This window comes from Burkholderia paludis, assembly GCF_000732615.1.
Taxonomy (GTDB): domain Bacteria; phylum Pseudomonadota; class Gammaproteobacteria; order Burkholderiales; family Burkholderiaceae; genus Burkholderia; species Burkholderia paludis.
Genome location: NZ_JPGL01000008.1, coordinates 80586 through 104212 on the forward strand (window position 1 = coordinate 80586; position 23627 = coordinate 104212).

Annotated in this window: 22 protein-coding genes and 2 pseudogenes; 21 read left to right on the forward strand and 3 right to left on the reverse strand. The window is 60.7% G+C overall.

Annotation, left to right across the window (positions count from 1 at the left end; genetic code table 11):
* The first annotated feature begins 16 nt into the window (after positions 1 to 16).
* The 6 genes from GQ56_RS0105505 to GQ56_RS43935 all read left to right on the forward strand — a co-directional run bounded on the left by GQ56_RS0105505 (position 17) and on the right by GQ56_RS43935 (position 5852).
* A complete protein-coding gene (locus tag GQ56_RS0105505; protein WP_031397695.1) occupies positions 17 to 1084 on the forward strand; it encodes an ABC transporter ATP-binding protein in 1068 nt (355 codons plus the stop codon).
* On the forward strand, positions 1081 to 1980 hold the full coding sequence (locus tag GQ56_RS0105510) for an ABC transporter permease (protein ID WP_031397696.1): 900 nt from the start codon (positions 1081 to 1083) through the stop codon (positions 1978 to 1980). Before GQ56_RS0105505 ends, GQ56_RS0105510 begins: the two co-directional genes overlap by 4 nt.
* A complete protein-coding gene (locus GQ56_RS0105515; RefSeq protein WP_200877969.1) occupies positions 1977 to 2834 on the forward strand; it encodes an ABC transporter permease in 858 nt (285 codons plus the stop codon). The genes GQ56_RS0105510 and GQ56_RS0105515 overlap by 4 nt, the downstream gene beginning before the upstream one ends.
* 38 nt (positions 2835 to 2872) lie before the next feature.
* Positions 2873 to 3910, forward strand: coding sequence for an extracellular solute-binding protein (locus GQ56_RS0105520; RefSeq protein ID WP_031397698.1), 1038 nt, complete (start codon positions 2873 to 2875; stop codon positions 3908 to 3910).
* Between the two features lie 160 nt (positions 3911 to 4070).
* On the forward strand, positions 4071 to 5192 hold the full coding sequence (locus GQ56_RS0105525; protein WP_031397699.1) for a porin: 1122 nt from the start codon (positions 4071 to 4073) through the stop codon (positions 5190 to 5192).
* A gap of 303 nt (positions 5193 to 5495) precedes the next feature.
* A complete protein-coding gene (locus tag GQ56_RS43935) occupies positions 5496 to 5852 on the forward strand; it encodes a hypothetical protein (protein WP_152601644.1) in 357 nt (118 codons plus the stop codon).
* Positions 5853 to 5930: 78 nt separating this feature from the next.
* On the opposite strand, the gene GQ56_RS40695 is transcribed toward GQ56_RS43935, so the two are convergent.
* Positions 5931 to 6329, reverse strand: coding sequence for a winged helix-turn-helix transcriptional regulator (locus GQ56_RS40695; RefSeq protein ID WP_075122866.1), 399 nt, complete (start codon positions 6327 to 6329; stop codon positions 5931 to 5933).
* Between the two features lie 102 nt (positions 6330 to 6431).
* On the opposite strand from GQ56_RS40695, the gene GQ56_RS40700 reads away from it, so the two are divergent.
* Positions 6432 to 7358: an NADP-dependent oxidoreductase gene (locus GQ56_RS40700; protein WP_075122878.1), complete on the forward strand. Its 927-nt coding sequence runs from the start codon at positions 6432 to 6434 to the stop codon at positions 7356 to 7358.
* A 58-nt stretch (positions 7359 to 7416) separates the two neighbouring features.
* A complete protein-coding gene (locus tag GQ56_RS40705) occupies positions 7417 to 8307 on the forward strand; it encodes an NmrA family NAD(P)-binding protein (RefSeq protein WP_075122867.1) in 891 nt (296 codons plus the stop codon).
* Positions 8308 to 8315: 8 nt separating this feature from the next.
* Here the strand turns inward: GQ56_RS40705 and GQ56_RS0105540 are convergent, their stop codons facing one another.
* Entirely contained in the window at positions 8316 to 8561 is a 246-nt protein-coding gene (locus tag GQ56_RS0105540; protein ID WP_031397701.1) for a hypothetical protein, read from the reverse strand.
* A gap of 385 nt (positions 8562 to 8946) precedes the next feature.
* Between GQ56_RS0105540 and GQ56_RS0105545 the strand changes: the two genes are divergently transcribed.
* The 10 genes from GQ56_RS0105545 (at position 8947) to GQ56_RS0105595 (ending at position 20324) form a co-directional block, all read left to right on the forward strand.
* Complete coding sequence (locus GQ56_RS0105545) at positions 8947 to 9624, forward strand: Crp/Fnr family transcriptional regulator (protein WP_031397702.1); 678 nt, start codon at positions 8947 to 8949, stop codon at positions 9622 to 9624.
* Between the two features lie 125 nt (positions 9625 to 9749).
* Positions 9750 to 11321 carry a long-chain-fatty-acid--CoA ligase gene (locus GQ56_RS0105550; protein ID WP_161788547.1) on the forward strand — a complete coding sequence of 524 codons (1572 nt, stop codon included), beginning with the start codon at positions 9750 to 9752 and terminating at the stop codon, positions 11319 to 11321.
* Positions 11322 to 11425: 104 nt separating this feature from the next.
* A complete protein-coding gene (locus tag GQ56_RS0105555; RefSeq protein ID WP_031397704.1) occupies positions 11426 to 12211 on the forward strand; it encodes an enoyl-CoA hydratase/isomerase family protein in 786 nt (261 codons plus the stop codon).
* Positions 12212 to 12228: 17 nt separating this feature from the next.
* Positions 12229 to 13977, forward strand: coding sequence for an acyl-CoA dehydrogenase family protein (locus GQ56_RS0105560; RefSeq protein WP_075122879.1), 1749 nt, complete (start codon positions 12229 to 12231; stop codon positions 13975 to 13977).
* Between the two features lie 12 nt (positions 13978 to 13989).
* Positions 13990 to 14769 (forward strand): SDR family oxidoreductase, encoded by a 780-nt coding sequence (locus tag GQ56_RS0105565; protein WP_031397706.1) that lies wholly within the window; start codon positions 13990 to 13992, stop codon positions 14767 to 14769.
* Positions 14770 to 14793: 24 nt separating this feature from the next.
* Entirely contained in the window at positions 14794 to 15267 is a 474-nt protein-coding gene (locus GQ56_RS0105570) for a MaoC family dehydratase (protein WP_031397707.1), read from the forward strand.
* 11 nt (positions 15268 to 15278) lie between these two features.
* Positions 15279 to 16181, forward strand: a complete 903-nt coding sequence (locus GQ56_RS0105575; protein ID WP_031397708.1) for an SDR family NAD(P)-dependent oxidoreductase — start codon at positions 15279 to 15281, stop codon at positions 16179 to 16181.
* A 29-nt stretch (positions 16182 to 16210) separates the two neighbouring features.
* On the forward strand, positions 16211 to 17395 hold the full coding sequence (locus tag GQ56_RS0105580) for an acetyl-CoA C-acyltransferase (RefSeq protein ID WP_031397709.1): 1185 nt from the start codon (positions 16211 to 16213) through the stop codon (positions 17393 to 17395).
* 525 nt (positions 17396 to 17920) lie between these two features.
* Positions 17921 to 18703: an alpha/beta hydrolase gene (locus GQ56_RS0105590; RefSeq protein ID WP_052007182.1), complete on the forward strand. Its 783-nt coding sequence runs from the start codon at positions 17921 to 17923 to the stop codon at positions 18701 to 18703.
* Between the two features lie 862 nt (positions 18704 to 19565).
* On the forward strand, positions 19566 to 20324 hold the full coding sequence (locus tag GQ56_RS0105595; protein WP_031397711.1) for an OmpW/AlkL family protein: 759 nt from the start codon (positions 19566 to 19568) through the stop codon (positions 20322 to 20324).
* A gap of 88 nt (positions 20325 to 20412) precedes the next feature.
* Here the strand turns inward: GQ56_RS0105595 and GQ56_RS43940 are convergent.
* Positions 20413 to 20601 (reverse strand): annotated as a pseudogene (locus GQ56_RS43940) (IS5/IS1182 family transposase); the annotation flags it as partial.
* A gap of 870 nt (positions 20602 to 21471) precedes the next feature.
* On the opposite strand from GQ56_RS43940, the gene GQ56_RS0105605 reads away from it, so the two are divergent.
* The 3 genes and pseudogenes from GQ56_RS0105605 to GQ56_RS40715 form a co-directional block, all read left to right on the forward strand.
* A complete protein-coding gene (locus tag GQ56_RS0105605) occupies positions 21472 to 22944 on the forward strand; it encodes a methyl-accepting chemotaxis protein (protein ID WP_052007183.1) in 1473 nt (490 codons plus the stop codon).
* A gap of 187 nt (positions 22945 to 23131) precedes the next feature.
* Positions 23132 to 23299, forward strand: a complete 168-nt coding sequence (locus GQ56_RS45520) for a hypothetical protein (protein ID WP_161788548.1) — start codon at positions 23132 to 23134, stop codon at positions 23297 to 23299.
* Positions 23293 to 23541: pseudogene (locus GQ56_RS40715) on the forward strand (integrase core domain-containing protein); the annotation flags it as partial. The gene GQ56_RS45520 and the pseudogene GQ56_RS40715, both read left to right, overlap by 7 nt.
* Positions 23542 to 23627 lie beyond the last annotated feature (86 nt).

Here is a 23627-nt window from a genome sequence, read left to right on the forward strand (position 1 = left end):
TCATGAGGAGACTGATATGGGCGTGTTACTGTCGATCGACGGGGTCACGAAGATTTATCCGGGCGGTGGCACTGCGGTGCTCGATAACGTGAGCGTTCAGATCAACGAGGGCGAGTTCTTCACGTTGCTTGGTCCGTCCGGCTGCGGGAAGACGACGCTGCTGCGGCTGATCGCCGGATTCGAGCAGACGTCGAAAGGCGATATTCGACTCGGAGCGGAATCGATTGTCGGAAAGGCGCCGTTTCAGCGTCCGATCAACACCGTATTCCAGAGCTATGCGCTCTTTCCGCATCTGACGGTTGCCCGGAACGTCGGATTCGGACTCGAGATGAAGGGTGAGCGGCGCGAAAAAATCGACGCCACCGTAGAGGAAATGCTGAGCCTCGTTCGATTGCCGCATGTCGGCGAGCGCTTTCCGCACCAGTTGTCGGGCGGGCAGCAGCAGCGCATCGCGTTGGCAAGGGCGTTGGCCAATCGACCGCGCCTGCTGTTGCTCGATGAGTCGCTGTCGGCTCTCGATCTGAAACTGCGCAAGGAGATGCAGACCGAACTGAAGCGTCTGCAGCGGCAGACCGGCATCACGTTTGTCTTCGTGACACACGATCAGGAAGAAGCGCTGACGATGTCGGACCGTATCGCTGTCCTGAATGCCGGAAAGATCGAACAGATCGGCGCCGCAAGAGAGATATACGACACACCTGCGACACGCTTCGTCGCGGCTTTCATCGGCGACGCGAACCTGATCGACGCCGCCGTGGTCGGTGGAGGCGGGGGCCTTCGGCTTCCGGTCGATTCGTCTTCCGGTGCGATGCCCGGCAAGAACGCGACCGTCGTCGTCCGGCCGGAACACATCCGGCTGTCCCGAACGAAAGACGGCGGATCCGAAGACGGTATTCACCTGTCCGTGAGGGTGACCGATATCGACTACGTCGGTACCTCGACGCTCTACCATGTGGAAAACGAAGACGGAACGCGGTTACGGGTTCGTCAACAGGATTCCGCCGACGAGTTGAATGTCCCTCGTATCGGTCAATTGGGCGTCGTGTTTCTGCCGTCGAAATCCTGTCGGGTACTTCCATCATGAGCATGCATACGACCGTGTGCACCGAGCGTGCCCGATACCCGCTGTTGCTGCCCGTCATGCTCGTCCTGTTGGCCGGATTCGCGATACCGATGCTTATCGTGGCTGTCGTTTCCGTTTCGAAGCCGCTCGACTACGGTGGCGTGGCGTGGGGAACGTTTTCTCCGCTCTCGTATGTCCGGGTGCTGTTCGACCAGGATTTCGACGGAACATGGAACTGGACTTCGGCCTATGCGACGCTTTTTTGTCGAACCATTCTATTCGCATTGCTAACGACTATCCTGTGCGCGATCGCAGGATTTCCCGTGGCGCTGTTCATCGCAATGCAACCCAAGGCGCGTCGACCTCTGCTGCTCATGCTCGTCTCGATTCCGTTCTGGACGAACATGATTGTCAGGTGTTACTCGTGGATCATTTTGCTCAGAGACGACGGCGTAATCGGCAATTTCATGAGCCGGCTTCATTTGGGTTCGACGGCGCCGGGAATCCTGTATTCCAATACGGCGACCTTCATCGGGCTCACCTATGCGTTTCTGCCGTTCATGGTGCTCCCGATCTACACGAGTCTCGAGAAGATGAACTGGGAGCTTGCCGAAGCGGCTTACGACCTCGGTGCAAACCGCAACAAGATGCTGCGAAGGGTCGTGATTCCGATTTCCCGCCCCGGCATCGTGTCAGGTTGCATGCTGGTATTCGTGCCGGCGCTGGGTGCCTATCTGGTTCCGGATCTGCTCGGCGGTGGCAAGTCCATGATGCTCGGCAACCTGATCCAGATGCAGTTCGGCGTGGCGCGCAACTGGTCGTTCGGTGCCGCATTGTCGCTGTTGTTGTTTGTGCCGATCCTGGCATCCGTCATTGTTCTGCTCTTTAAAGAAAACCGGAAACAGGAGTCGAAATGAATTCATCGGGCAACATCTCCATGGATAGAATCAAATCGATTTCGTCGGCCGGCGGGCTGGGAAAGACGAAGGTGCGATCGCTGAATTCGTTTGTCGGTCTGCGGACAATCACCGTCGCATTCTTCATCTTTCTTTATGCGCCAATCCTTGTCCTCGTCGTGCTGAGTTTCAATGCCGGAGATTCCACCGCGACATGGAGCGGATTCGGGCTGCAGGCTTATCGCACATTGGCGGCGGACGGTGCGCTTCGACAGGCCGCGGGGAATTCACTGATCGTGGCATGCTTCGCGACGATCGGCTCCACCCTGGTGGCGACATTGGCCGCGATCGCGCTGCATGGTCGTAGAGGCGCGATGGAGCAGATCACGGGAAGCGCCATCACGTTTCCGCTGCTCGTTCCGGAGATCGTCACGGCCGTCGCGACATTGCTCGCGCTTTCGGTGCTGGCGATTCCGCTCGGGCTCGCCACGATCATGTTCGCACACACGGTGTTCTGCCTGCCGTTCGCGTTCCTTCCCGTCAAGGCGCGGCTTGCGGACATGGACGGTCGGCTGCTCGATGCAGCGGCCGACCTCTACGCGACGCCGTTCAGAGCGTTCCGGGCGGTGACGTTGCCGCTCATGGTGCCGGGAATCGTGGCGGGCGCCATGCTGGCGTTCATCACGTCGATCGACAACTTTGTCATCACGTATTTTGTCGCCGGAGCGGGGTACACGACCCTGCCGGTTTATATCTACGGCGTAGTCAAAGTCGGGGTTTCGCCGGAGATCAATGCGATTTCCACCGTGCTGCTGGCGGTCTCGGTGTCGCTTGTGACGCTGTCGTATTTTGTCGGGAAGTTGAGAAGAATCTGATGTCCCGATTTGTTAGTCAAACCACCAGGAGGAGACTCATGAAGTACCTGACTCGTTTCATTTTCGGCGTTGCCATGGGCTTCGCAAGCATCGGGCTGCAGGCAGCCGAACTGCATTTCGCCAACTGGTCCAACTACTATCCTCCGGAATTGCTGAAGAAGTTCGAGAAAGAGACGGGGATCAAGACGACGCTGGATTCATATGCCGACAACGACGAACTTCTGGCCAAGCTGCGTGCGGGATCAGGCAGCTACGACGTCGTCGTGGTGAGCGATTCGTATGTACAGATCATGGCACGGGGAGACATGCTGCGGAAGATAGACAAGTCGAAGTTGCCGAATTTTTCCGGCATAACGGAAAAGCAGTTTTCCTCTCCTGCCTATGATCCGGCCCGGACCTACACGATGCCGTATCTGTGGGGCAGCGATGGTCTGGTTTACGATTCCAGGCAGGTTCCGGGCGGCAAGATCGACGATAGCTGGAAGAGCTTGTTTGTTCCGGCGGAAGCACTGCGCGGCAGGATCGGCGTCTTGAATATCGAGGAGGAACTGTATTCGGCAGCGGCCTTTTACGCAGGCGTGGATCCGTGCACCGAGAATCCGAACGATGCGAAGAAGATCCTTGATATCTTGTCGGCCCAGAAGCCGTACGTGCAGACTTTCGACAGCAACCCGATCTCGGTGATGCAAGCGGGGACTGTCGCCATGCACCTGATGTGGAACGGCGCCTTCCTGCGCGCGAAGAAGCAGCGACCCTCTCTCGTATTCGTCTATCCGCGGGAGGGCGTGAAGGTCTTTCAGGACAATTTCGCGATTCCCGCTACCGCGAAGAACGTCAACGAGGCGCTTACGTTCCTGAACTGGATGATGAAACCGGAAAACATCGCCGCCGCCTCGAACTTCACCGGCTACAGCAATGCGATTCCGGCGTCATACAAGCTCCTCAAGCCGGATATGGCGCAGGATGCCAGTATCGTCGTGCCGGACTCGATGAAACCGAGACTGCGACCGTTCGAACAATGTTCGACGGCCGCGCTGCAACTGCGCAACAAGGTGTGGGTCAAGTTCAAGCAGTGAGCGGCAGCGTCTGATGGAGTCATTCCATTAAAATAATTTAGTAATGCAAATCGAAATGGCGAGATCCGATGATCCTGGCCTGGAACAGGAATCGCTGTTTTGATGGATGCCGCGTTTCGATTTTCAAAGAAAACAGAGAAATACTATCGAAGGATTGGAGATGAAAAGAATCTGTATTGCGAGCGGGTTGATCGGTTCCTTGTTGAGTGCGAGTTCCGTCGTCCATGCCCAGAGTTCGGTAACGATGTATGGCGTGCTCGACGAATCGATCCAGTACACCCGTAACGTGGATGGGCACACCTCCCAGCTTGCCTTGTACGCCGGCCAGCTTACGACGGACCGGTGGGGTGTGAAGGGGAGCGAAGATCTCGGCAACGGCGTGAAGGCGATCTTCAGGCTGGAGAACATTTTCAACCTGAACAACGGCGCCGCGCAGCGGATGTGGGGGAAGTCATGGGTGGGTTTGTCGAGCGACACGTACGGAACGGTGACCGTCGGTCGGCAACTCGATCCGTTGAGTGATCTGGTGATGGAGGTGCAAGGGAACAACTTTCTCGAGTACTTCACCGCACCGGGGGATGTCGACAACGGCGACGCCACGGTCTACACGAACAGCGCGATCAAGTGGGCAAGCCCCTCGTGGGGCGGACTGCGAACGTCGGTGATGTACTCGGTAGGGGGCGTTGCCGGGTCGACTGGATCGGGCCAGACCTACAGCGCGGCGGTCAACTACAGCCTCAAGCCGATTGCGATCGCCGCCGGATATTTTCATATCGACAATGGTAATCCCGCGACCTCGGCCCGCGGAACGTCGACTGCCGGAACGATATTCAATTCGCCGGTCAACGCCGCTTATGCGTCGGCGCGTTCGATCAATATCCTGCGCACGGGGGTAACGTATGCACCCGGTCACTGGACTTTCGGGCTGAATTACAGCCACTCGGAATACATCGGCGATGCTTCGTCGACGTTCTCGAGGAACGAATACTATGATTCGGCGGCTGCCTTCGCGGCCTGGAACGTTACGCCGAGCTTGTTGCTCGAGGGCGGGTATGTTTATCTGAAATCACACGGCGATTCGTCGGCAACGTACCATCAGGCGTCGTTGGCGGCCGATTACTCCCTCTCGAAAAGAACCGATCTCTATGCGATCGCGGGCTATGTTCACGCATCCGGCAACAACGGCGTCGGCCCCGCCCAGGCGGTTATTGCCGACTCGTTTGCACCGGCCGGATCGCCTTCGCAACAAATCGCGATCGTAGGCGTACGGCACCGCTTCTGAACGTCGCATCAAGGCCTCGGTTCCCGACGCGCATTCGGGGGACAGTTGTTCCCCGGTTCTTGAACAGATGCAGTGACGCCCGGATATCCGATGCGCGTTGCGGTGCTGTTGGTTGAGGAACTCGGGGAGGCGATGTATTGCTCGTCGACCTTCGGCGTCAAGTCGTCGAGTGCCATGCGAGGCCGGTTTCCATTGCATTCCTGTCGCCACGAGTCGATTACCCGTCGAACTTACTCAAGGGATTCGAACAGTGGAGGTTCGGGCATTCGTCACCGAGTGATCCGTTAAACGTCTCGACACGACGTGATCGATGCATGGGCGAGCACGGGCCGCGATCGCGCCGACCGCCGGGCAGCACTGCTGCGCGGCGAAAAATGCGGCAGGGGCCGTCGTCGCCGGCGAGCGCTGGCGCTGGTTGCTCGACTTCAAGGAAAAAGCCCCGTGCCGAGACGAGGCGTGGTGGATTCCGTGGTGAGCCGCTACGGATTGACGATGCGGCGGGCCTGTCGGCTCGTGAAGCATCCGCGCAGCGTTCAGTATTACAGAAGCGTCAAGCCCCCCCGGAAAGCCGATGTGGATCACGTCGCCCGCCTGCTGTTGCGCTGGCGTAACGTAGCAGATTCCGCATCTGTCGACGCTCGTAGTTCCATCAATGAATGAACCGCATCGCCCACTGCCGGGCTGTGCGTTGAGCGGCCCAACCCATGAAATATCGGGAACGCTTACGTACCTCTTTCTTCATCCTTTTCCGCCGGGCACTTCTTTCTCGTCGTAGGTCTTGCGGGCAGCCGCAATTTCACTTCGATTCTGGATCGCCCAACCTATGAGCATTTGAACGGGCACCAAAAGCGACTCCCCCAGCGGGGTCAGAGCATACTCGACTGTCGCCGGAATAGTGGGAAATACAGTGCGTGTCACCAACCCGTTACGTTCCAGGCCCCGTAGCGTTACCGTGAGCATCCGCTGGCTGATGTCTTTGATGTTTCGCTTGATTTGTGTGAAACGCAGTGGCCCCGTGGCCAAATGAGAAATAACGAGCGCTGTCCATTTATCACCGACGAAATCAAGGATCGAGCGTACAGGGCAATCGACATTGATATCGACGTCGGGATCGGGGAGGTGAATGGTTACTTGCATGTGCCTTTGTAACTGAAAACTGCCGCCTTGCGGCGGCCGCCGGAACTAAATAGCATGCCTGCAGGTTAGTCTCAAGACGTAACCATTGACAGGATGATACTCATGAAAGTGATTGAACTCCAGAAATACGGTGGCGCGGAAGCTCTCCAACTCGTTGACCATCCCGAGCCGGTCGTTGGCCCGGGTGAGGTTCTTGTGGGTATCGCCGCAACCTCGTTCAACCCGGTCGATTCCAAGCGGGCCTCCGGGCTTCTCAAGGCAATCTTGCCCATTCGTTTTCCGTTCGTTCCTGGGGGCGATTTTTCAGGCGTTGTCGAGGCGATCGGTGAAGGCGTGACCGGTTTACGAAAGGGAGATGCGGTTTACGGCTCTTCGGCAGGTGGGGGAACATATGCCGAACGGGTCGCAGTCGATGCTAAAAGGATTGCTATTAAACCGACGAATCTATCGCACGGCGAAGCGGCCTCATTGGCGCTCGTCGGCCAGACTGCAGCGCAGGCGATTGAAGCTGCTGGCGTCGTGAAGGGAAAGACTGTTTTGATTCACGGGGCGGGAGGTGCGGTGGGTTCCGTCGCCGTGCAGCTTGCGCATTACTATGGTGCGACGGTAATCGGTACAGCATCGGCTGACGATGCGGCACGACTTCTTGGCTACGGAGCCAGGCAGGTCATTGATCGGAATACGCGATTCGAGGACCAGCTTGAAAGCGTTGATGTTGTGATCGATGCTGTTGGTGGAGAAGTTCAGACCAGATCATTCGTAGTTCTAAAAAAAGGCGGAATCCTCATCGCTCTGAGCGAGCCGCCTTCGCAGGATGAAGCGCGTCGGCACGGCGTGACGGCGACGATGTTGTTTACCCAGGGTTCGACAGCAAGTCTTGATGCGTTGCGTGAGCGGATTGAAGGGGGGGATGTGGTCCCGTTCGTTGGGCAACACTATCCACTTGCCGACGCTTCGCATGTTTGGCTTAAGGCTGCCGCAGGAGGGACGAAAGGAAAAATCGTAATCGATGTTCTGGAAGGAAAGTGATTATATTTGTTGTCTGAATATTATTTAATTGTTCTAAATTTTAATCGTGGGGAAATTCATGTCTAAGCTCGTCCTGGTTGTCGGTGCCACAGGTTGGCTCGGCCATAAAATTACAAATGCAATTGTTGCGCGCGGCATTCCGACGCGAGTTGCATTGCGAGGCGGATCGGCGCATCAAAAGGCCGGTTTGTTCAATGGGCGAGCAGAAATCGTTTCGGCTGACCTGGCGGATGGCGATAGTCTGGTAAAAGCGGCGAAAGGTGTTGATACCATTGTTTCCGTGGTTCAAGGTGGTCCGGCCGAGATCATTGACGGTCAGGTGGCGCTTGCAAGGGCAGGCGTAGAGGCAGGCGTAAAGCGCATTATTCCTTCTGATTTTTCGATCGATTTTCGTGGCGTGTCGACGGACCGCCACCTGTTTCTCGGGTGGCGCGAACAAGCCGATCGGGCGATTGAAAAACTGGGGCTGGCGCAGAATAATATCTTCAATGGCGCCTTCACTGAAATCTTGGGTCTTGAATTTTTCGAGATGATGGATTTCAAGGAGGGCCAGGTAAAATTCTGGGGAGATCCCGACCAAAAATATGACTTTACCGCTACCAAAGATGTGGCTGAGTTTACTGCTGAAGTCGTGAAAGATCGTGAACGTGTCGGTCCGCAAATGGTCAACTCTGAACGAGCAAGCCCCAGGCAGCTCGCTGAAATTGCCTCGCAAGTTTTCGGGCGCGCCTTCAAGCTGAGTCATCTCGGCAGCCTCGCCGACCTCGATGTGGAGATTTCCTCACGGCAAGCTGCTCATCCGCAGAATCCGATGGCGTGGGCTGCGCTTCAATACCAGCGGATGATGGCATCAAGTGAAGGTGCGTTGACGCTCCCGGTTACAACTGGCAGTTTCGTAAGCGAGCCTACGACCATTTATCAGTTCTTTTCCGGGCTTAAGCAAGCTTAACGACTCTGTCACGCTAGAAAACCGAGTTGGCCAGGATGGGGGGGAAGAAAATGAAGCCACCCTATCAGGGCCGTCGGTTCATCGCGTCGATCGTCGACCAGGCTGCACGGTAGCACTTTGGGCTCCCGTCCAGTCTGCTCGACATCGAGGAGTTGCTTTTCGGCGGTGGTGTATTTGCCGGCCATGAAACTCACCTGATCGGCTTGCTTCAGTACAGCCACAATCTGCTCGATCGAAAAGCGTTTCCGTTTCATGACGAACCGCCTCCTGGTTCAGGGTCAAGTTTGCTGTAAAACTCGCGCTCGGATCGGTCCGGAATTCCTGGAGCGGATCAAGACGGGATTTCGACATTCGCGCACCTGCGTCGAATCCCGTCCCGACGTCGTGGAGGATGCCGGAAGCCTGGCGGTTTGCCCGTCTGCCGGGAGCCGCCGCGGGGCAGCCGATGATCGTTTTACCGGACCGAGCGGAGGATCCGTATCGGCTATCATCACAGCGCGAATCGTTTGTCCGACGATGAACGATTACGCCTGGCTGTGGCGGCCGGTAGACGGAAGTGACTGATACGGCGTGCGGCGTATTTCTCAAGCACGTTTTGTTCCTGTCGACCCGTCGAGAAAAATCGAGACGGAGACGACGATGACGAGAACCGGATTCAACTGGATCGCGGACTTGAGCCCGGTCGCGCGGGATGCGCTGCTGGCTCGCGCGCACGACAGGATGCTGCCGAACGCGACCGTTCTGTATTGTCAGGGCGATACCACGACGGAGCTTTTTCAGATCGTTTCAGGTGAGGTCAGGATGTTCGTTCTCGACGAGGACGGTCAGGAGGTCCTGATCTATTTCTACGGCCCGGGCGACGTCGTTGCGGACAGCTCCGCGATCGACCCGAACCCTTACCCGGTCACGATCATGACCCGAGGAGAAACGCGGCTGAAGGCGTGGTCGATCGACGACGTTGCTGAGTTGCGCGCCGCGTTTCCCGAAATCGATACGTCGCTCGCGCTCCAGATGAGCCAGCGGTTGCGGGGGCTGCTGGTCCTGATCCTGGAACTGGTGACGCTATCGGTGCCTGCCCGCGTCGCGGCGCGTATCGCCTCTTTGGCGCAGTTGCAAGGGAAATCGGCCACCGGTACGCCGCTCAGTCTTTCGCAAACCGACCTGAGCCTGATGGTCGGGGCGACGAGGCAGAGCATCAATAGCGTGCTGAACGATCTGAAGGGGCGCGACCTGATCGATACGCACTACGGCAGGATCTACGTCAAGGATCTTTCGGGCTTAAGCCGTTATGCGGCGGCTGTCAAGCGGAAAGCCTAGGCGCCGGCCTCAGGGAAAATCCGTCAAACACTGTCCGCTGGCCGACGGTCTTGTAGACCGATGCCTCCTACGATTCACTCAACAACTCGCCGATGAGCGAGGTCGTGAATCCCAAGGAGACATGCATGCCCAGCACCGATATTTCCGTGGTCGTGAAACGCCATGCCGAGGCGCAGCCCGCGCGGACCGCGCTGATCTCCGGGCAGCGCCGCACGAGCTACGCCGAACTGGACAGACGCGTCGATCAGGTCGCCAATGGCTTGATGGAGGCTGGCCTGCGGCGACAGGATCACGTCGCGATCCTGGATCTGAACAGCGACCACTTCTATGAAATCTGGCTCGGATCGGCACGGGCCGGGGTCGTCTGCGTGGCGCTGAATGCGCGGATAGCGGCTGCCGAGGTGGCGTCGGTGCTCCGCGATTGCAGGCCTCGTGTGCTGTTTGTCGGGGCAGCCTATGCGGAAATGATCGAGGCGCTTCGGTCCACGCTGGACTTCGTCGAGAAGATCGTGGTCACCGGCGCGGCATTCGAGCAATGGCGGGATGCGCAATCGGCCACTCCGCACGGGACGCAGGCGGACGGTGAAGACGTTTGCCTGCAACTGTACACGAGCGGCACCACCGGCGTGCCCAAGGGCGTTCAACTGACCAACGACAACGTTCGTGCGGCATTCGAGCCTTCCGACCGGACCATGCCGTCTCCCTGGACGTCTCTTCGCTCCACCGATGTCGTGCTGCAGGTGCTCCCGCACGGGCATGTGGCCGGATCGGGCTTCGGGCTGGCCGGCCTTCACAACGGCGCGACACTTGTCATCGCGCGCGAATTCAATCCCCCGGAACTGATAGCCGTCATCGAGCGGGAACGCGTGACGACCGTCGTCATGGTGCCCGTGATGATCGATGCACTGATGGGAGCCCTGCCCGCGCGACCCGACGGCGGCGATGCGTGCCGGAGTCTCGATCACATCATTTACGGCGCGGCGCCGATGGCGACGGCGACCCTGCTGCGGGCGCTCAAGTTGTTTCCGGCGGCCGGATTCGGGCAGCTCTACGGCTTGACCGAGACGTCCGGCCCGATCACCTACCTGTCGCCGGCCGACCACCGGGCCATTGCCGCGGGTGACGAGCGACTGGCGCTGTCGTGCGGGCGGCGGATGCCGGACGTCGAGGTGCGGGTCGTGGATGGAGACGGCAACGAGGTGTTTCCCGGACAGGTCGGCGAGATCGTCTGCCGGGCGAGACAAGTGATGAAGGGGTACTGGGATCGCGACGCGGACAATGCCGCCGTGCTGCGAGGCGGCTGGTTCCATACGGGCGACATAGGCTCCGTCGACGAGAACGGCTATTTCCAGCTCCACGATCGCAAGCGCGACATGATCATCACGGGCGGCGAAAACGTCTATCCCGCCGAAGTCGAGAACGCGCTCCACGGCCATCCCGACGTGGCGGAGGCGGCCGTGTTCGGGGTGCCGGACGGCAAGTGGGGCGAGGCGGTCCGCGCGGCCGTCGTTCTCAAGCCGGGTGCATCTGCCAGCGAGGCCGACCTGGTCGCTTACCTGAAAGCGCGTCTGGCCGGCTTCAAGGTGCCCAAGACGATCGACTTTGCCGAATCGCTGCCGCGCAACGCGACCGGCAAGATCCTCCGGCGCATTCTGCGGGAACCCTTCTGGAAGGACGAGGCACGGCACGTCGCGTGACCGGAGCGGGTTCCTGCAGCGTTTTGGGTGCCTTCCGGCAGGCGGGCATCCGTTCATCGGCGTGATTCAGCAACCGGTTCACATTAAATAGAGGAGTACAAAACATGGGTGTCAAGTTCGAAATGGATGGTGCGCTGGCGATTGCCACGTTTGACGATCCGCCATTGAACCTGATGGGCGAGGCGGCGATCTCGGGTTTCGAGGACGCCGTCGCGCTGGCGGTCGAAAACAAGGCGCGGGCATTCCTGACGCTTGCCAATGGCGATCATTTTTGCGCTGGCGCGCACGTCATCGAGAATTTCCTGGAGGCGGATGCCAACAAGGGGCGTCGCCTGATCAATCGCGTGTTTGCGATCACGCAGCGCTTCGAGCGACTGCCGATCCCCACGGTCGTCGCGGTGCGCGGCATGTGTCTCGGCGGCGGTAACGAGGTGGCGCAGCTGCACGACATCATCTGGGCGGGGGAGTCGGCCCAGTTCGGTCAGGTTGAGGCGCGTATCGGCACCGCGACGCTGCTGGGCGGCGGCGCGCGTCTGGTATCCCGTATCGGGCTGGCCCGGGCCAAGGAGATGGTCTTTTCCGCGAATCCGTATCCGGCGAAGACGGTGCTCGAGTGGGGGTTGATCAACCGGGTGCTGCCGGACGATCAGGTCGAAGCGAAAGCCCGCGCCTATGCCAAGGGTCTGTCCGAGGGGCCGACGGTGGCGCACGCCGTCAACAAGGCGATTGTCAATGCCGCCGCTGCCTACGGGCTGAGCGCGGCGGACGCATTGACCATGGATTCGGCGCCTCAGACGTTCGATACCGAAGACATGCGAGACGCCGTCAAGCGTTTCGCCGAAGGCGGGACGGAGGCCTTGTTCAAGGGCTCGGTCTTCAAAGGGCGTTGAGACGGAGGCGAATGATCATGGTTGTCTATCGTGCACCGGTCGAGGAGTACCGGTTCCTCGCCCAGCATGTGCTGGCGCCCGAATATCGGGCCATGCCGGATGCGGATGAAGCGGACGGCGATACGCTGGCCAGCATCATCAAGGCGCTCGGCATTTTCGTGAGCGAGCGCGTCATTCCGCTCGCCGTCGCGGCCGATGCGCAGGGGTGTGTCGTTGCCGACGGGGCGGTGCGCACACCTTCGGGGTACCGCGAAGCCTACCGCGATCTCGTGAGCGGCGGCTGGGGATCGATCCATGTCGCCGAAGCGCACGGCGGACACGGCTTGCCTCTTGCGCTCGCGCTGGCCTGCGACGAAGTGCTGAGCAGCGGCGCCATGGCCTTCTCGCTCTACACCTCGTTGCGCTTGGGGGTGTACAAGGTGCTGCAAGCCCTCGGATCCGAGTCGCTCCGCAACGACTATCTCGCGAAGCTCGGGTCGGGCGAGTGGAACGGAACCATGTGCCTGACCGAACCGCACTGCGGAACCGATCTGTCGCTGCTTCGTACGGCCGCCGAGGCGGCGGACGACGGCACGTTCCGCCTCTCGGGGACCAAGATCTTCATCACCGGGGGGGATCACGATCTGACGGAAAACATCGTCCATCTGGTGCTGGCACGGATCAAGGGCGGCGCACCGGGCCTCGCGGGGCTGGGTCTTTTCGTTGTCCCGAAGTTCCGCAACGACGGTCGCGGCAACTGGTCGATACCTAACGGGGTCGGCTGTTCCCGCGTCGAACACAAGCTGGGGATACATGCATCGGCAACGGCCGAGCTGCAGTTCGAGGACGCGCACGGCTGGATGGTCGGCGATCCCGGGGCAGGGCTGGCTGGCATGTTCATCATGATGAAGCTCGCGCGCCTCGGAACCGCCTTCCAGGCGATCGGGGTGGCGGAGATCGCCAGCCAGAACGCCATCGCGTATGCCTGCGAGCGCGTGCAGGGGCGGGACCTCGTCGGTGGCCGCAAGGCAGCCGTTCCCATCATCGAACATCCCAACATCCGTCGCGAGATCGTGCGCATGCGTACCCTCACGGCGAGTGCGAGAACGCTGGCGTTCCTTGCCGCCATCCTGCAGGAACGCACCGGCAGTCGCGATCGCTCGGAGGCCGCGGAGGCCGAGGGCCTGCTATCGGTGCTCATGCCGGTGGCGAAAGCCATGTGCAGCGAATACGGGGTCGAGGTCGCGACGGCCGCGATGCAGACCTACGGCGGCCACGGCTACATCAGGGACAACGGCATCGAGGGGATGTTGCGCGACGTTCAGATCCTGCCCATCTACGAGGGAACGAACGACATCCAGTCGCTGGATATCGTGCTGCGCCGTCTCGAGGAAGGTTGCCCGCAACTGCTGGCGTGGCTGCAACAGCAACTGCGGACCCTGCCGTCGTCCCCTTTTGCGGAACGGGTTCGACGCACGCTCGGACTGATCGAGGCGGCGGCTGACCAGCTGGCCGCGCAGTTGCGAGGCGATCCGTTCTCGGCGCTGCAGATGGCGCGGGAGTTCCTCTGGCTCATCGGACACGGTGTGCTGGGCGTGCTCTGGCTGCGTGTGCTGCATGCCGTCGAAGACGGCGAGCCGTTGCCGGTCGATGCCGCGGCCAAGCGGTCGGAAGCGGGTTTCTATTTTTCGTTTGTTCATCCGGAAGTCGACCTGCGCGCCGCTCGCCTTGCAGCAGCCGGCGAGGTGCGTGCAGCCCTGCAGTCCTACCCCGTCGACACCCATTGAGAGAATTCATACATGTCCAGTCACAATTCACTGTTTGACGTCCGCGGCAAGGTCGCGGTGGTCACCGGCGGCACGCGCGGTATCGGCCTGATGATCGCCGAAGGATTCGTCAAGGCCGGCGTCAAGACCTATGTGGTGTCTCGAAAGACCGATGCGTGCGAGGAGGCCGAGCGCGCCCTGCGACAGCACGGCGAGGCGTTCGGTATTGCGGCCGACCTGTCCGATCCGGCCGCGGTGGACGTCTTCGCCCAGGAGATGTTGCGTCGCGAGCCCAGGCTCGACATCCTCGTCAACAACGCCGGCGCGTCGTGGGGCGCTTCGTTCGACGAATTTCCCGCGAACGGATGGGACAAGATCATGGACCTGAATCTGCGGTCGATCTTCTTCCTGACGCAGAAACTGGCCCCGGCCCTGCGCGCCGCCGCGACCGAGGGTGATCCCGCGCGGGTCATCAACATCGGCTCGGTCGATGGCCTCACGAGCCCCGACATGAACAACTTCTCCTACTCGGCCAGCAAGGCGGCGGTGCACCATCTGACGCGCCATCTCGCGAAGCATCTCGCGTCTTCCGACATCAGCGTGAACGCGATCGCACCGGGCCCGTTCGAGACCAAGATGACGGCGCACATGCTCAAGGAAGCGGGCGACGCCATCATGAAGCTGATTCCGCGGCGCCGTACGGGTTTGGCTGCCGATGTCGCGGGTACGGCGATCTTCCTGTCTTCGTCTGCGTCGGCGTACATCACCGGGGCCGTGATTCCGCTCGATGGCGGTTTTTCCACGACGCGTTGACCGCGCCGTGCAAGGAGAGAGTACATGAGCGTTCGGAAACTCAGTCCCGACGACCTGAAATCGCTGGTCGGAAAGGAGTTGGCGCCGTCCGAATGGATATCGATCGATCAGGCGCGTATCGACGCCTTCGCCGATGTCACGGGCGATCGCCAGTTCATCCACGTCGATCCGGAGAAAGCGGCGAAAGGGCCTTTCGGCGGGACCGTCGCACATGGCCTGCTGGTGCTGTCGCTATTGCCGGCATTGATCGAGAAGACCGTGCCCGTGCCGTCGAACGTCGGCACGACCGTGAACTACGGCTACAACAAGATCCGCTTCCTTGCCCCCGTCCGCAGCGGCAGGCAAGTGCGCGCGAAGTTCGTCGTCAGCGAGTTTACGGAGCCCCAGCCCGGTCGCTATCAGCAGATCACGACGGTCACGGTCGAGATCGAGGGCGAGTCGAGACCCGCGCTGGTCGCGGAGTGGATCGGCGTGGGGCTGGTCGGGCAGAACGGGTGAAAGGAGAGGACATGAGTATTCGATTCGACGGCAAGGTCGCGATCGTGACGGGGGCCGGCAACGGCTTGGGACGTGCGCATGCGTTGGGGCTGGCCGCACGTGGCGCCAGGGTGGTCGTCAACGACCTGGGCAGCCGTCGCGACGGCTGCGGCGCGAGTCTCGCGGCGGCCGAGCAGGTGGCGGCGGACATCCGCGCGGCCGGCGGGGAGGCCATCGCCAACGGTGCGAACGTGGCGCACTTCGACGACGTGCTGGCCATGGTGGAGGAGGCCAGGGCCGAATGGGGCCGCGTGGACATCCTGGTGAACAACGCCGGCATCCTGCGCGACGCCACGTTTGCCAAGATGTCGCTGGACGACTTCTGGGCAGTGATGGACGTCCACGTCCGGGGAACGGTGAATTGCACCAAGGCGGTATGGGACCTGATGCGCGAACAGAAGTACGGGCGCATCGTATTCACGTCCTCGGCCTCGGGCATCTACGGCAACTTCGGCCAGTCGAACTACGGCGCGGCGAAGGCGGCCATGGTGGGGCTGATGAACGTGCTCCATCTCGAAGGTCAGAAATACGATATCCGTGTCAACGTGATCGCCCCTACCGCGGCGACCCGGATGACCGAGGGTCTCATCCCGGAGGATGCGTTGCAACGCCTGACGCCGGAATCCATCACGCCGGGGGTCTTGTTCCTGGCCAGCGATCAAGCCCCGTCGCGGGTCATTCTGGGCGCCGGATGCGGCGTCTTTGCGCGGAGCGTCATCTACGAAACGGAAGGTCTCTATCTCCCCGAGGAATTGCGCACTCCGGATGTCATTGCCGCGAGATTCGAAGAGATCTCCAACGCGTCGGGGCAGTGCGCGCTGGAGGGTGCGCCGCAGCAGACGATGCGCTTTGTCAGCAAGGCAGCCGCCGGCTGACGGTCAAAATCAAGCAGAGGATTTTTTACATGCGTGAAGCTGTTATTGTCTCAACCGCCCGGACACCGATCGGCCGGGCCTTCCGCGGCGCCTTCAACGACACCCGGTCTCCCACGCTGATGGCGCATGCCATCGAGCATGCCGTCCGGCGCTCCGGTCTGGAAGGCGACGTGTTCGATGACGCGGTGATCGGAACCGTGCTGGCGGCGGGCACGGCAGGCGGCAACCTGGCCCGTAACGCCGTGTTCGCCGCCGGATTGCCGACCAGCGTGCCGGCTCAGACCATGGACCGTCAATGTTCGTCGGGGTTGATGGCCATCGCCACGGCGGCCAAGCAGATCGCCTTCGACGGCATGACGGCCTGCATCGCCGGCGGGCAGGAGAACATCTCCGCCGTGCAGAACGACTATTTTGCGTGGGCCGGACGGGACATCGATCCTCGCGTGATCGAAAAAGTCGAGCATGCATACATGCCGATGCTGCACACGGCGGAGAACGTGGCGCGTCGCTATGGCATCTCGCGGGAGTCGCAGGATCGCTATTCGGTCGAATCGCAGCGCCGGATGGCGGCTGCCCGGCAAGCGGGGCGGCTTGACGACGAGATCGCGCCCGTCGAGGCGCGCATGAAGGTTCAGGACAAGGAAACGGGCGCCGTCAGCTATCGGGACGTGCTTCTGGAAAAGGACGAGGGCAACCGGCCCGACACCACCTATGAGGGACTGGCCGGCCTCAAGTCCGTTCTGGACGGTGGCTGCATCACGGGCGGAAACGCCAGCCAGCTCTCGGATGGCGCATCCGCATGCGTGCTCACGGAGGCGCGCTTCGCGGAGCGGCGGGGCTTGACGCCGCTCGGTGCCTATCGCGGCATGGCGGTGGCGGGTTGCCCGCCTGAAGAAATGGGAATCGGTCCGATCTATGCGATTCCCAAGCTGCTCAAACAGCACGGCCTGAAGATCGACGATATCGGCCTGTGGGAGCTCAACGAGGCATTTGCATGCCAGGTGCTGTATTGCAGGGAGAAACTTGGCATTGATCCCGATCGCTACAACGTCGACGGCGGCAGCATCTCCATCGGTCATCCATATGGCATGACGGGCGCCCGTCTGGTCGGCCACGCACTCATCGAAGGAAAGCGTCGCGGGGTGAAGTACGTGGTCGTATCGATGTGCGTGGGCGGAGGGATGGGGGCGGCCGGACTCTTCGAGGTCCTGTAGGCGAGGGCACTCGACGCCGGTCGGTCGACCGCATCGGATCTCGCGTCTCGTAGAACGTCGCCATCCGCTGAAACGCCTGGGTAAGCGAATCGATGCCCGCGCCCGACTTCGTCGGGTGCGGGCGGCTCCGCGAGCAAGGCCCGTTGCGCGAGATTCTCGAACGACCGGCCATGCGTTCATTTCGAATACGACCCAAAGCAGACACATCAGGGACACCGGAGCGCACGGACACGTTGTCGGCGCAGCGATGCCGGCCACCCGGTTCCTCATCGCTTTCGGCCCCGACATCATGATGAGTTCGGCGGCCCCGCCGATTCCCGGCGGGGTCATGTTCGGGAGCGGAAGAGGGCGTGTCGCCGGCCCGACGGCCGCGGTAGTCGTGTTCACGCTGCTTTCCCGATGCCGACCGTCATGGGCGTCGAGGAGTCGGGCAAGCTGATGACTCAGGGCGTGGCCATCGCGATTGCAGCGATCGTGTATGGTGTGAAGAACCGGGCAGGCGAATGAAAAAGGAGCACTGAAATCATGGAATCGGAAATCTATCGGGACAACGGCCAGCCTTTCCTTCTGGAGGGCAACGAGATCGGCGTGTTGCTTTCCCACGGCTACACGGGAACGACGTCCGGGATGCGGTTTCTCGGGGAATATCTGCACGAAAAGGAAGGGTGGACGGTGCATGCGCCGCGGCTGCAAGGCCACGGGGATTCACCTGCCGCGATGGCGGAATCGACCGCAACCGACTGGATCAGGTCGCTCGAAGAGGGGCTCGACCTGCTGTCGCAGCGCTGTTCGACCGTCTTCATGGCGGGACTGTCGATGGGCGGCTGTCTCACCATGTATATGGCGGCGCAGTATGCGGACGTCATCAAGGCGGCCGTGCCAATCAACGCGTGCCTCTACTTCGGGACTTCCGCGCTTGCGGAGCTGGCCTATAAAAAGGACGCGCCGGCGTATCTGGTGGGCGTCGGGAACGACGTGAAGGACCCGGACGTCACGGAGGTGGCCTATCGCGAGATTCCAGTGGCGACGATCAAGGAGATCTACGGCCTGATGAATGTGACGCGCGACCTGCTGCCGAACGTCGTGTGCCCGACGCTCGTCATGGTGTCGCCGGACGATCATGTGGTTCCCCCGGCGAGCAGTCATGCCATTCTCGATGGCATCGGCTCGGTCGACCGGCGGCTGCTCGTGCTCGGAAATTCATACCATGTCGCAACCATCGACTTCGACAAGGAAACCATCGCGGAGCGTACCCGGGCCTTCTTCAACGAACAACTCGGGGCTTCGCGAGGGGGCGGGCCGGCGTGATGTCGCTGCCGTCCTCACGGGACGCTCACGGAACATCGGCCGACGTGCGACCGTAGGGCGGGGTTCGCTGCCAGGCTGCGGATTTGCCTCGTGAAAGGCGAGGCAGAACGGCGTGCCGCGTGATCAAGCCGCTCCGGGCCGCGGGGCGCGGTTTGCCGATCGGCGGGTGGCCGGCGCGCGGGATGCCGCGCTCGTCCGGCCACATGCCGCCATGCGCATTGGCAACCATTGGTCGAATCCTCAATTGCCGAGTCACGGAATGAGGTGCAAAGACCCAATCTAGCAGATGAAATTGTCGTTGACCGGCCGTTAAGCGTGGGTGGATAGCCTGGAATCGTGGCTCCGTGATCGCTCCATTGCCTACCGGATCTGACGAACGTATCCGCCCTGTCCATGAGAGCGCGACCGGGCATCTTCGACGTCGGCATTCGCGACATCTCTAGACTGAAGCGCATCCTGGAGAACAGTGCCGGAAATCCGATCGGATCGGTCGAAGGGAAGGCGCGTTGAAATTTAAATTCGTAATCCGAATTGATTGTCTGGTTGCCCTGTTCAGAGTAAACCCCGGTGGGAAGCTTCGCAACACTGTCGGCAGGCAGACAGTGTTGCGGAAAGGCGATCCCTACGATTCATCGACCGGTTCGCTTCCGCAGCGGGATGCGCCCCGGTTTTGTTCGACCGTCCACGTTTGTTGTGGCGCTTGACCGGGTTTCCCCGGAGGGTTAACACGAACAGCTGGAAGATGGTTTGACTGTCTGCGGTCAATCGCACTTGCGTGTCGCGTGAATTTTGCCGAATGAATGTGAGAAGAAGGTGATTCATTTTAGTTAATTAGCTATCCATATAAAATAAGGAGACATGAATGAGGAGAATCGGAGCATGGATTGGCGCCTTGTCTTTGGGCGTCGCTTGTGGAAGTACGTTCGCGCAGAGTTCGGGCAGTTGGGTTGTTACACCGGGCGTTGCATGGGTCGATGCGGGGTTGTCTTCGTTCCGGAATTTGAGCAGCACGTCCGAGGCAGGGACGTTCAGGTCCGAAACGACCGGGCAGATTCACAATCTGCTTATGGCTGAAGTGCTGGTGGATTATTTCCTGACGGACCATGTTTCGGTGGAAGCCGCGCTCGGGGTTCCGCCCAAGCTCAATATGTATGAGCAGGGGATGGCGATGCCTTTGGGTCCTGCCGGGCCCGGAATCGACCTGGGCAAGCTTCAACCGCTTGCATCCGCACGCGCATGGAGCCCGACGATTTTCGTCAAGTACAATTTCAGTTCCGGCGCTTCGGCATTTCGTCCGTATCTGGGTATCGGGGTGAATTATTCCCGGTTTTCAGCCGTCCAGCTCGATCCGGCGTTCGCGGGATCGATGCAGGCATTCGCGGGGCCGGGCGGGACGGTCGATGCATCCCTGAGCTCGTCGTGGAACGCGGCATTCACCGGGGGCTTTTCATACAGGCTGGCCGATAACTGGTACGCGCTCGCATCGGCCAGCTACATTCCGTTGCGGGCCGATGCGGTTGTCACAGCCCACTCCTCGACGGGGCAGCAAACACTGGCGGTCAAGACACGTCTCGTCGGCGATCCGATCCTCGTCTTTGTGGGAATCGGGCATCGCTTCTGATAGCAAGCGAGTTGTCAGCGGGTCGGGCGACGGAGATAACCTTTTGCACACCCACGGGTGTGCAAGTCTGTTTGTCCAGGAGACCGTCTCATAAAGACTTTTGATTCCGCTGCAAGGTGTTCCAGCAGATCAGGCAGCAGCCAGGTTTGAGGAAGGGTTCATGGATGTCGGCACGTCGCTCGAAACGGATACGAAGGCGCCGGAGGTGATGCAACCAGGCACGCGTGCGCCCGACTACCCAGCGAACCTTTCCGAGACCGCTGCGGTTTAGCGAACGAGCGACATAATCGCGTGGTCATCCGCAACGTCTGACTGTTGACGGACACTGGAAGGCGTTTCCTGAAGGCGGCGTACCCCGGTACTCGAGTAACCCGCGCGTCAACTTCGCAACGAGCGCCACCCGATTTGCGGCAAAAGGACGCGGCAGGCTCGTGAGACGGACCTCTGTAATGCGGTGGCCAACCCCGCGGATATCAGTGTGAGCCGCCGTCGACATTACTGCTACGCCGCCCTCAGGAAATTCAGGACCCTATGGAAAAACTGAAAAGCCATTCGTCGTTGACATGGGAAGTCATATCAGTTAGCAGTAGCCATGCCTCTTTTTGAAACCGTCTCTTAGCGCACCGATCTGGCGGAGTTCGCCCAAGGTGTCGTATGCGCACCGGGTTTCACGATGCAGCGTTACACGAAGGCGGCGTTGGTCCTGCGTGTCATAGTCGGCCAGGCGTAGAGCAAGGCAAGGATGTCGATTGGCGTCGTACACGCCCTCGCACGACCGCAGAGCATATGATCTGCATGCGATTCGCCGTTTGCGAATCGTTCGCTCTCGACGCCGCGCCGGGGTTTCCCCCTGGAGGACTGTTTGACCGGCGTCAGCTCGGCTGCCGCGGACGGCTTCCGGCGAGGAAGAGACGATCAGCCAATCGTCCGGAATGGCCGACGTTCAAGCCAAGGCTGTCGTAACTGCCCATCGAAATCCCGCGAAGCCTGTTCCGCGCGGCTCAGGAATCGATGCCATTTGCCGTTATCCGTTGGACGGGACTGAGTCTTCAGCCGTCGCCAAAGCTAGCGCCAGAATCGACTGCGGCGCGCGAAATCAGGCGTTGTGCGTCAGCACCCGATAACGACAAGTATTCTCAGGTAAGTTATGGATCAGGTAAACAGCAAGCGGGCGGCTCAACGCGGTCCCAAGGACGACCTCGCCCGCATCGCGCGGAACGGCGATCTGGTGATGTATGCGACGTTGCTGGCATCGTTCGTTGCCTGCATTGCATTAGGCGTTGTCTACGACGATCTGGCGCTCGGACTGCCGTTTGCGTGCGCGGTCATACTGATCGGCAGCGGGTGTTACTTCATGGGTCGCGGCACCACCTGGGGTTGGGTCGGGTTGGTGAGCTGCAACGTCGCCGCTGTGACCTTGCACATACAACTCAGCCGTGGGCTGACCGAGTTGCACTTCGGCGTGTTCGTGCTGCTGGGCCTGACGCTGGTCTATCGCGACTGGCGCCCGATCGTGCTGGGCGCGGCTCTGTTCGCGATTCAGCACATTGCTTTCGATCGTCTGATGGCGCTGCATTTCGGCGTGTATTGCACCGCCGAAGCGAATTTCCCCAAGGTTCTGCTGCACGCCGCGTATGTGATTGTGCAAACCTCCATCGAGGTGTATCTCGCGATCGGCCTGCGCTCGTTCTCGATCGAGGCATCCGAACTGGCAGGCCTGGTGCGTCACGTGAACCGGAGTTCGGCGATATGTCTCGACATGTCGCCAGTCAACGTCAATTCCGCGTCGGCTCATTCGCTGAAAAGCGCGCTGACCCGCGTACAACAGGCGATGACCGAAGTGAGCCAGGCTGCCGACGCCGTGAAGCAGTCGTCTGCGGAAATCGCCTCTGGTACGCTCGATCTCAGTCGACGTACCGAAAGTCAGGCGATCAGCCTTCAGAACACTGTGGCATCGATCAAGCAAATCAGCGAAGGGCTGCGCGAGACCGCGGATACCACCACGCAAGCGGGTACGTTGTCAGGTTCGGCATCGTCTGCGGCCACCAGCGGCGGTGCGGCGATGAATCGGGTGGTCGAGACGATGTCCAGCATCGACGAGGCGTCGTCCCGCATCAACGACATCACCTCCGTCATCGACTCGATCGCATTTCAGACCAATATTCTTGCGCTCAACGCTGCCGTCGAAGCGGCGCGAGCCGGCGACGAAGGGCGGGGCTTTGCGGTGGTAGCGGGGGAAGTGCGCTCGCTCGCACAACGATCGGCATCCGCCGCGCGCGAGATCAAGCAGTTGCTCGCCGAAAGCGCATCGCGTGTGAAGATGGGCAAGGTGCTGGTCGACCAGACGGGCAGCGGCATGACGGACATCATCGACCAGACATCACGCGTAAGCGAACTGATTGACCACATGATGGACGCGACCGGGCAGCAGTCGGCTGGAATCGGACATGTGACGGAAGCGGTCTCGCAACTCGACGCGACCACGCAGAAAAATGCAGCGCTCGTCGAGGAAAGTGCGGCAGCCGCCAACAGTCTCGCGGAGCAGGCCGACCGCCTGCATCGGGTCGTGCAGCAGTTCTCTCTGGAAGAGAAAAACGCGCTGGGGGACGACTCTTTGTAAAGCCGCATACACCGGTTCGCCGGGCGCGTGTCGCATCGGTCGAGTGTGGTTGCCGCGTGAGGCAGCGATCGCTGACGACCGCGATTCGCGTGCCATACTCACGCGCATCATCATCCCGGCGTTGACCCTGCCTCGATTCCGCGTACAGCACGAAGTTTGATCATTTTTCGTCTGTATGAAGAAGCGCATGGCAGAGAACGCGGTACCGAGACGGCCGTACACGCAGGAATTCAAGGTCGAGGCGGTGCGGCTGACCGAGAGCGGCGGTCAGCATGAGGCCGCTCGCAGGCCGGGCGTGCCGGTGGCGACGCTGGGGAACTGCGGGATCGGCGCCCGCTGCGCCGAGTTCGCATGACGGTCTCGATGAGCCGGCGCACCAACGCGTGGGACAACGCACCGATGCAGCGCTTCTCTTAAACCCTGAAGGTCGAGCGCATTTGCCAAACGCGCTACGAGACTCGCACGCTGGCGCGCCTGGACATCGTCGACTGGATCGAGGGCTATGACAATCGACAGCGCATGCACGCGTCGATCGGCTACTGCACGCCCGTGAAATACGAAACCCTGCGGCGCTGCTGCATGACACGCCGTACGTGAAAACCAGGCAGGGTCGCGATTGTCCGGCCACGATTGGCGTTCAAGCGAACGCCATCCGCAACATCCACGAATTTCGAGTCCCGCAT

Coding starts and splice junctions, on each gene's coding strand:
- GQ56_RS0105520 (WP_031397698.1), top strand. CDS start 2,873: ATGAAGTACCTGACTCGTTTCATTTTCGGCGTTGCCATGGGCTTCGCA.
- GQ56_RS0105605 (WP_052007183.1), top strand. CDS start 21,472: ATGGATCAGGTAAACAGCAAGCGGGCGGCTCAACGCGGTCCCAAGGAC.
- GQ56_RS0105540 (WP_031397701.1), bottom strand. CDS start 8,561: ATGAAACGGAAACGCTTTTCGATCGAGCAGATTGTGGCTGTACTGAAG.
- GQ56_RS0105560 (WP_075122879.1), top strand. CDS start 12,229: ATGGTTGTCTATCGTGCACCGGTCGAGGAGTACCGGTTCCTCGCCCAG.
- GQ56_RS0105580 (WP_031397709.1), top strand. CDS start 16,211: ATGCGTGAAGCTGTTATTGTCTCAACCGCCCGGACACCGATCGGCCGG.
- GQ56_RS40700 (WP_075122878.1), top strand. CDS start 6,432: ATGAAAGTGATTGAACTCCAGAAATACGGTGGCGCGGAAGCTCTCCAA.
- GQ56_RS0105515 (WP_200877969.1), top strand. CDS start 1,977: ATGAATTCATCGGGCAACATCTCCATGGATAGAATCAAATCGATTTCG.
- GQ56_RS40695 (WP_075122866.1), bottom strand. CDS start 6,329: ATGCAAGTAACCATTCACCTCCCCGATCCCGACGTCGATATCAATGTC.
- GQ56_RS0105525 (WP_031397699.1), top strand. CDS start 4,071: ATGAAAAGAATCTGTATTGCGAGCGGGTTGATCGGTTCCTTGTTGAGT.
- GQ56_RS0105510 (WP_031397696.1), top strand. CDS start 1,081: ATGAGCATGCATACGACCGTGTGCACCGAGCGTGCCCGATACCCGCTG.
- GQ56_RS0105555 (WP_031397704.1), top strand. CDS start 11,426: ATGGGTGTCAAGTTCGAAATGGATGGTGCGCTGGCGATTGCCACGTTT.
- GQ56_RS45520 (WP_161788548.1), top strand. CDS start 23,132: ATGGCAGAGAACGCGGTACCGAGACGGCCGTACACGCAGGAATTCAAG.
- GQ56_RS0105565 (WP_031397706.1), top strand. CDS start 13,990: ATGTCCAGTCACAATTCACTGTTTGACGTCCGCGGCAAGGTCGCGGTG.
- GQ56_RS0105575 (WP_031397708.1), top strand. CDS start 15,279: ATGAGTATTCGATTCGACGGCAAGGTCGCGATCGTGACGGGGGCCGGC.
- GQ56_RS0105505 (WP_031397695.1), top strand. CDS start 17: ATGGGCGTGTTACTGTCGATCGACGGGGTCACGAAGATTTATCCGGGC.
- GQ56_RS0105570 (WP_031397707.1), top strand. CDS start 14,794: ATGAGCGTTCGGAAACTCAGTCCCGACGACCTGAAATCGCTGGTCGGA.
- GQ56_RS0105550 (WP_161788547.1), top strand. CDS start 9,750: ATGCCCAGCACCGATATTTCCGTGGTCGTGAAACGCCATGCCGAGGCG.
- GQ56_RS0105590 (WP_052007182.1), top strand. CDS start 17,921: ATGGAATCGGAAATCTATCGGGACAACGGCCAGCCTTTCCTTCTGGAG.
- GQ56_RS0105595 (WP_031397711.1), top strand. CDS start 19,566: ATGAGGAGAATCGGAGCATGGATTGGCGCCTTGTCTTTGGGCGTCGCT.
- GQ56_RS0105545 (WP_031397702.1), top strand. CDS start 8,947: ATGACGAGAACCGGATTCAACTGGATCGCGGACTTGAGCCCGGTCGCG.
- GQ56_RS40705 (WP_075122867.1), top strand. CDS start 7,417: ATGTCTAAGCTCGTCCTGGTTGTCGGTGCCACAGGTTGGCTCGGCCAT.